Here is a 7,368-nt window from a genome sequence, read left to right on the forward strand (position 1 = left end):
TCATCCGGGGCTAAAGGGTGATTGATCCCCTGTGTTCTGACTGTTTTTTCAGGGCTGTGAAGGTTTGAACGTCACACCGGCACCGGTCACGGCAACCCAGGAATCAGCCTTGGTCGGTTCGGTTGCAATCACCCAGATTTGTGCTTCCCCTTTTTGCAGCATCCAGGTCCGAAACACCGGCGCTTTCGCGGGGGTCTTGCCACTCCAGCCTGCAGCAGTGAGTGCATCGACCACCGCTGTCGCGACTGCATTCGCTGTCCCCTGTTTGACCGGCATTCGCAGGCTGTAAGGCTGGTCCTGTTGCACTGTTTTACTGTCCGGGGTGACAATACTGACTTCCGGTTTCTCTCCTTTGCGATACGTCGCTTTTCTACCGGCTTCCACGTAGGCACGCAGTTCTTCTTCGGCCACTTCCGCTGCTGTCTGATAATCAATCCGTACGCGTGTGCGGCCTTCAAAATCGCTGGTAGTCACGGTGATCATTTCCTGGTCCGGTTTGCGGAAGATCGTGAGTTTTTTCCAGTCGATGGCGACCGGTTCGTCGGTCGTGGCTTTCCAGCCTGCAGAAGCCAGCTCCTTTCGATAAAAGTCGGTCACCTCCTTAGGGGTGGAATTCGTGTCGAATGAGATCTCGGTCGTCATGTCGGTGTAGCGGAAGTCGATGGCTTCCGGGAATGCGGGTAGATCGAGTGACAGCAGATTGCTCGTGTAGGTGATAGCCGTTTTGCCTCCCTGACCTGGCGCACTCATAACGTTGGCCAGAACCAGGACCGCATTCTGCCGATAATAGGCCGTGGTACCTGCGCTGCCGTAAGGTGTCCAGCCCGCTTTCAACATCAGTTCCCGACACTCTGCTGCCGTCTTCTCTACGGGAGCTTCGGTTGTGTACATGATGGTTGCCGGAAATGCATAGAGCTGTTTTGCTCCTGCAGGGACCGGCAGGGAAGTCAGAGCCACATTGCCGTAACGGGCAAAGGTGACACTGACCGGCATGTTGGGAGCAGGTTGCATGACCGACAGATTCAAATGGAAATCGCCGTTTGTGAAGTCGGCGCCGGTGTATGGTCCTTCGCGGCGGGTGCCGGCCACTTCTTTCCAGCCCCGTTTCGTCAGTTCCTGCACGTTGAAATCGAGGATGTCTTTGAGGGAGCCATCGACCGAGTAGCTGAGTGCCGCCATTCGACGCGGGCTCTGCATTTTCGTGCCGGCCGGTAAGGGGAAGGTCTCCAGGTCGAGAACCTGTTCTGCGTCTGCTACCGTAGCCGGGGTGACTGGTTTGGCGGGGACTTTGACTTCTGTATTCGCAGCGGCTGGTTCTGCAGGTTGCGATGCCGCCGGTTCAGTCGTTGAGGCAGCCGCTGTCTCTGCTTCCTGGTCAGAATTATTTTGAGTTTCCGTTTGAGGAGGTGCTTTCGCGGGAGACGCGTTCGAACAACCGGACCCTGCGATGATCAGACTTGAGAGAAGACCAATTTCGACGATCAGACTGAGACGGAAGACTTGCATACCTTGTGTACTCCAAAGGGTGAGCCTTGATCTGTTGACTTTCTCAGCAGCGTTTTCAGTTGGCGTCTCAGCGAGGTCTCTTCTGGAAAACGTGGAAAGTGCACCCTTATTTTACCAATCGTCAACAGAAAACCGCCAGTCCGAAATTTCCGGGAAATCACAGGCATTCCTGTACCGATTCCGTAACCTGGGGATTTTCTTTAGTCTGGATTCTTGGATGTGTCGGGACGGTGATCCATGGGCGGTTCTTCTGAATCGGATCTGGCATCGAGAGTACTGCTCATTTCTTTTTTTCATTGACCGGGATGGAAATAATTAAGCCTGCGAATCGATCTTTGGTATTCTTTTTCCCGAATCCAACATGACAGGTCAGGCAACCATGGTTCATTAAGGAGATCGAACCGGCTCGCTGATACACGCCGTTTTCCACACGTTCGTATGCTACTTTACCGGAGGCAATTTCTTCAGCAGCCTGTTTTTCGAAATTCGTTTTTGGCTCATGATCGACACTCATCGCCCTGGCGTTAACGGCAATCCAGCGGGCTTTTATGTTTTCCCGACGTTCCACTTCAGTAAACATGCTTTCCATCACGCGGGCAGGCACGGCTGCGCGCTCATTGATAAAATAGCTCTGGTGCATGGCATCCAGTGTTGCAGAATACAATTGATGGGTCAGCGTTGCACGTTCACGTGCCTGGGGCACAGACAGCTTCTGCGCAGGCGTTTTCTTATTTTGGTTCCCTTCTTCTGCTGGCTCAGCGAAAGACAGGGCAACGGATGAAAATACACTCAGCAGAATAGCCGCGGCACAGTGGAACTTTGATTTCATGTTCTTTTCCTTGATTATTGTTTACATGGTGAATTTGATGTTACCATTTTGATCGAGATGACGTTCTCTAACTGATCTCTGTATGAAAAGGGGGTTATTTCATGGCTGATCCGGCAAGCAATCTGGCATAGGTCATCTTTATTATGGTGATCAGCCAGGCTCCCAAAGCGAGGTAAGCAATCAGGTTTGCTCCCAGCATCAAAGGAGAATAATTCAGTTTCACTGCCAGATGATGCGTACTGACGGAATACATTCCCAGGGGAAAAACGATACTCCAGAATTGCGAGTCGTATGAAAAGCTGACTCTCTGAAGTAAATGGCGCCAGATTCCCAGGATGACGAGCAGAGGAATCCACCAGGTTGCTGTCACCCAGCAGAGAAGTGTCAGCCCTTTTACAAAAGAGAGAACCTGAGACAGGATTATTGAATCTTGGGAAATCGAAATCAGGCTGGTTCCTGCGAGTGTGGAAATCGCCATTGCTCCCATGCTGATCCAGTAGGGGGGAGCCAGAGACGCGGAATTCATCGTAAAAAAAATGGTCCGATACAGGATCAGTGAAATCACCCAGAAGTATAACAGTCCGCCGACCAGCCACAGGCTCAAGGAAAGAAACACCAGTGATTCTAGAAATACAGTGAATTCGCGTGACAGGGAAGTTCCTAACACTGAGACTGCCTGAGTTGCTACCACAAGCAGTAACCAGCCACCATGAACGTCTCTTGAAATATCCAATTGAGACCGCCTGACGATGAACCGGGTCAGAAGCGAATAACTCAATAAGAGCCAGATAACCAGGCTGACGCACCATAGTGCCAGTGCCAGTGCCGGCAAATGAATAATCTGAAGAAACTGGTTGCCCAGAATACAACAGGCTGCCACTATTGTGAACGAATCAAATCCGGTCGCGGGGGCGAGTAAATCGGAGATGACCTGATGTGGATATTTCTTCATCTGGATCCCATTAAAGATCACCAGGTAACCTGACAGCATAAGATTACAGACCAGTAATCCCTGTGAAATCAGCGTCAGTTGTAACTGGCTGCAGGCAAGAGAAACGATTCCCGTAGCCATGACAATTGCAAACGATTTCATTTTGCTTTCCGACCCAGTCTGATTTTCTGAACCTGATAGATATTGTTTTCAAGTGAGATGGCATCCAGTTTAACGACGCAGCTTCAGTTCCCTTTTTTCAGCGGCATGGAGATGACTAACCCGGCCACCCGGTCTTGATTACTTGTCCGTCGGGGCAGATGGCATTTCAGACATTGTGATGCCAGACGAATGGAGCCGGCAAACTGAAATTTCTTATCAGCAACCTGTTCATACTCTGGTTTCCCAGTGGCCAATACCTTCACAGCCTCTTTCTCAAAGTCCGTTACCGGTTCATTATCAATACTCATGGCCTTGGCGTTGACTGCCAGCCAACGGACCTTGATTTCGTACTCGCGATCCAGTTCTTTAAAGACGTCTTCCAGCGAGTGGGAGGGGATGGCGATACTTTCATCCTCGAGAAAAAAATCACGATGCACGACCTGCAGTGAACCATGGATCGTTTCGTGTAATATTTTCGCGCGAATGCGGGCTTCATCGACCGTGGCAGGCAGCGATTTTGAAGCGTGTTGCTCAGTTTTTTTCTCTGGCTGTTCAGCCTGCAGGGGATTCGATAATCGATCCTGTTGAGCTTCCCGGATCCAGAGTAGTCCAGGCAGAACACATAATAACACAATCAGTTTTTTCATATTGGGAACCATTGTTCTGTTTTTTCTAAAGACTAAAAAGTGGTTATAGTCTGATTAAAATTCGCCTGGGAGCAGGTTTATAATTGCTCTCCAGCTTTTCTCGTCCGGCATCATCCATGTTTTGTGATTGTTAAACCATAACCCTCCCAGTGCCTCGATTTCGCTTTTGACAGGAGTGGTATACCCGCCAATCATCAGTCCTGCTTCCCAGCGACACTGGCATTCCAGCTGGATCAGGTGTTTTTCGATAAGAATCGCGATATTACAGGCAGGTGTTCCCCGTCGGTAGACGAGGGTTAACAGGCTTTGGTGTGCCAGGCGTCTCAATTCTTCACAAATTTTTCCCCGTTCTGAAAGTTTCGATCGAAAGCGACGTCCGAATTCATTCAATCTGTCTTCCCGAAATGAAAACCATTCGACTAACGCTGCTTCGGGGTACAACTCCGGCAGCCAATAATGGTCCTGTTTGATACATCCGTAAGGAATATTACTTTCAACCCATACGAAGACTTGATTTTCGCCGGGGGAGAAATCACCTTCCTGCACGGAACGCACCTGAAATGTCGGACGTGTTATTGAACTGTCAATACGGGGGCTCTCTGAAACTGGTCCTGATATTGCTTCAGACATGGAAACATTTTCGTATTCGTATTTCCGTTAAGATTTAAAAAGGAATATTAAAATCCGGGCGTCTTTTCCGGTTTGTTTTTCTGATGGCTTAGTTTTGCTCTATGTATGATTTCTATAATCTTCTTACTCCGGGACGGCTTTTTTCTCAAGCTCTTCCCGGATTATGGCACCGATCCGTTCAATCCTGTTGTCCTTACCTCGCACAATTCCGACGGTTAATGCACCGGGGAACTGGCTTTGATTCTTTCGCAGCATGGGGACTCTGATCACAGAGGACCCCAACCGGGTATGATTCTGCTGCATCGCTGCAAAAAAACCTTCCCAGTGTGCTTTGCGTGATTCAGGAGGGATGATCAGGTCGAGTGATGCACCAATTGCTTCCTCGGCTGAGAAGCCGAACAGACGCACTGCGCCGGGGTTCCACAACACCAGCATCCCTTCTCGATCGACGCAGATGATGGCATCTCCGACCGCATTGATGAGGGACTGTAGCGTGAGCAGTTCCTGGTGGATGTCTCCAATCAGAGACTCACTTGACTGGTAGCTCATAGCTGATTGCTCCAATTGGCTGTCCGGCTTTGACATCTTTGTAGTGCGGGTGGCACATGACACATTTTTTCATCACAACAGGAACAGGAGTCATCGCCTGCAGATAAGCCTGTCCCTCTTTAATGACCACTTTTTCATAATATGGTTTACCGGACTTCAGCTTTTGGATCCCCTCTTTTTCGAAGGGAGACTTTGGGACATTTTCAGGTTCGTAGGGCTCGCCAGTGGCATCAATAATTCGCACCTGATGAAAGCCGGTCTTACCCACCCTCTTGAACAGTTCAACGGCGGCTCTCCCCGCAGGAAAATCTTCTTCGCTATTTACGTATTTGTCCGTGATCAGCACGATTGTCTGTTTATAAATATCATCAAGCATTTGAACCGTTTCACGCGTGCGCTTGATGGCGGCCTGAGTAGGCTGCTGATCCGATTTAGCCGGAGGGGATTTTTCTGGCTGCTGGTTTTGAGCTGCCGAAATGAAAGTGAAAATCAACAGAAATGTCACAGCGAGGCTGGTCACGAATCCTGTCTTGAACATGGATATTCCTTTCTGAAATAATACAGCGTGTAGGGGGTGCTTTCGTATCTGCGAACTAAGTGATACTTTTCAGCTGTCGATGTGAAGGCGCCACATCAGCCAGGGTTACACTGTTGAGATATTCCAGCTGAACTCGTTCAGCTTCTGCCAGGACTCCTTTCAGCTTGCAGAACGGTTGGATGATGCAGACGTTTTCGGTGCCGACACATTCCAGGAGATGCAAATTTCCCTCGAAGCGTTCGATCACATCTCCCAGGCGGATCTTCTCCAGGGGGACCGCCAGTTCAATGCCGCCTCCCATGCCACGCACGCTGCGAATATATCCCAGACGCGACAACTGATTCACGACCTTGGCAACATGGTGTGAAGAAATCTGAAATAGTTCCGCTACATCGGTGACCGTGACCCGATTATCCTGTGATGCCAGATACATCAGGGTTCGTAATGCATAATCGGTTTGCATGGTGAGCTGCATGATCGAGTCCCGTATTTTTAAATATGCATAATAAATACATCTTATGCCTAATATAGAGTGATTTGTCTCATTTGTCAACGAGATGAGAAATGAACGGAAAATATCAATGAAGGTGGAGCAGAGATATTCCAGAAGAAATTAGCGGGAGATCACAGTCAGTTAAAAACCGCTATCAGTGTCTACTTTGTGAGTTGGTATTAGATGATTGACCTGTAACTACTCCTCTATGGACTGTTTTAGACTTGTGATCAGTTGTGGACATGGTCAGAATGTAATTCATAAAAGACCGTGCGTAATTCGAATACTGATTTTTTGATGGTGATGTTGAGATTTCGCCGTCAGTCTGGGGAACATACTGGATGGCTGTAAACGCAGTGAGTTCCCTGTTTACTGTTAATCAGTGCTTTATTAAGCACCATCAAGAATTGGAAATCAGGCTGCAGGTATGAGCGACCCACCTTCAGAGGCTGACGGGCAGAGTTTGAACATCGATCAGTTGATCGCTGATTTCAAAGTGCGCACCGACGCTGGTGAACAGTTTTCCTTTGAGAAATTGCTCGAGGCACATCCCGAACATACCGCTGAACTGACACGCTATTTCAAACAGTGGAAAGAGTCGGAAACTCCCTCGCAGTCTGACAAAGTGGAAACTGAGGAATCGTCAACGGAAACCAGCGCGCCTGGCAAAATCTCATTCGAAGATGCAACGGCTCACACGATGATCCAGGGGACAGGTGAATCAGAATCATCACTCACCCAGGCTTATGATCAGTCAGGAAATGGCTCAGCGACCAGCGTTGAGATCTCCGAGACTTTTGGTCGCTACACGATTCAAAAGGTGCTCGGCCAGGGGGCGATGGGAGCCGTTTATCTTGCGAAAGATACGCAGCTGGATCGTGATGTGGCGCTGAAGATCCCCAAGTTCGGTGACGGGAATGGTGTCGATGAAGAAGAACTGCTCGCACGCTTCTATCGCGAAGCCCGGGCAGCAGCAACACTACGGAGTCCCAACATCTGTCCCGTTTATGATGTCGGCGAAATCGATGGTCAGCACTACATCACCATGGCGTTCATCGAAGGCCGACCGCTGAAGGATTATAC

The 7,368-nt window shown here is 49.4% G+C and carries 9 protein-coding genes; 1 reads left to right on the forward strand and 8 read right to left on the reverse strand.

The window, feature by feature from the left end:
• Positions 1-48: 48 nt before the first annotated feature.
• From ACN0YN_RS22910 to ACN0YN_RS22945, 8 genes are all read right to left on the reverse strand, one after another.
• Positions 49-1,506 carry a hypothetical protein gene (locus tag ACN0YN_RS22910; RefSeq protein ID WP_417387349.1) on the reverse strand — a complete coding sequence of 486 codons (1,458 nt, stop codon included), beginning with the start codon at positions 1,504-1,506 and terminating at the stop codon, positions 49-51.
• Positions 1,507-1,786: 280 nt separating this feature from the next.
• Positions 1,787-2,335, reverse strand: coding sequence for a c-type heme family protein (locus ACN0YN_RS22915; protein ID WP_417387350.1), 549 nt, complete (start codon positions 2,333-2,335; stop codon positions 1,787-1,789).
• A 94-nt stretch (positions 2,336-2,429) separates the two neighbouring features.
• The gene (locus tag ACN0YN_RS22920; protein ID WP_417387351.1) at positions 2,430-3,428 is read right to left on the reverse strand and encodes a tellurite resistance/C4-dicarboxylate transporter family protein; all 999 of its coding nucleotides are present in this window, start codon (positions 3,426-3,428) and stop codon (positions 2,430-2,432) included.
• Positions 3,429-3,511: 83 nt separating this feature from the next.
• Positions 3,512-4,075, reverse strand: a complete 564-nt coding sequence (locus tag ACN0YN_RS22925) for a c-type heme family protein (protein WP_417387352.1) — start codon at positions 4,073-4,075, stop codon at positions 3,512-3,514.
• A 54-nt stretch (positions 4,076-4,129) separates the two neighbouring features.
• Complete coding sequence (locus ACN0YN_RS22930) at positions 4,130-4,705, reverse strand: DUF488 family protein (protein ID WP_417387353.1); 576 nt, start codon at positions 4,703-4,705, stop codon at positions 4,130-4,132.
• A gap of 123 nt (positions 4,706-4,828) precedes the next feature.
• Positions 4,829-5,254 carry a PAS domain-containing protein gene (locus ACN0YN_RS22935; RefSeq protein ID WP_417387354.1) on the reverse strand — a complete coding sequence of 142 codons (426 nt, stop codon included), beginning with the start codon at positions 5,252-5,254 and terminating at the stop codon, positions 4,829-4,831.
• Positions 5,235-5,759: a c-type heme family protein gene (locus tag ACN0YN_RS22940; RefSeq protein ID WP_417387355.1), complete on the reverse strand. Its 525-nt coding sequence runs from the start codon at positions 5,757-5,759 to the stop codon at positions 5,235-5,237. The genes ACN0YN_RS22935 and ACN0YN_RS22940 overlap by 20 nt, the downstream gene beginning before the upstream one ends.
• 88 nt (positions 5,760-5,847) lie before the next feature.
• Entirely contained in the window at positions 5,848-6,267 is a 420-nt protein-coding gene (locus ACN0YN_RS22945; protein ID WP_417387356.1) for an RrF2 family transcriptional regulator, read from the reverse strand.
• Between the two features lie 445 nt (positions 6,268-6,712).
• On the opposite strand from ACN0YN_RS22945, the gene ACN0YN_RS22950 reads away from it, so the two are divergent.
• Positions 6,713-7,368: protein kinase domain-containing protein (locus ACN0YN_RS22950; RefSeq protein WP_417387357.1), on the forward strand; the 656-nt coding region annotated here is incomplete at its 3' end.

Origin of the sequence: Gimesia sp. (assembly GCF_048260065.1) — a bacterium.
Lineage (GTDB): Bacteria > Planctomycetota > Planctomycetia > Planctomycetales > Planctomycetaceae > Gimesia.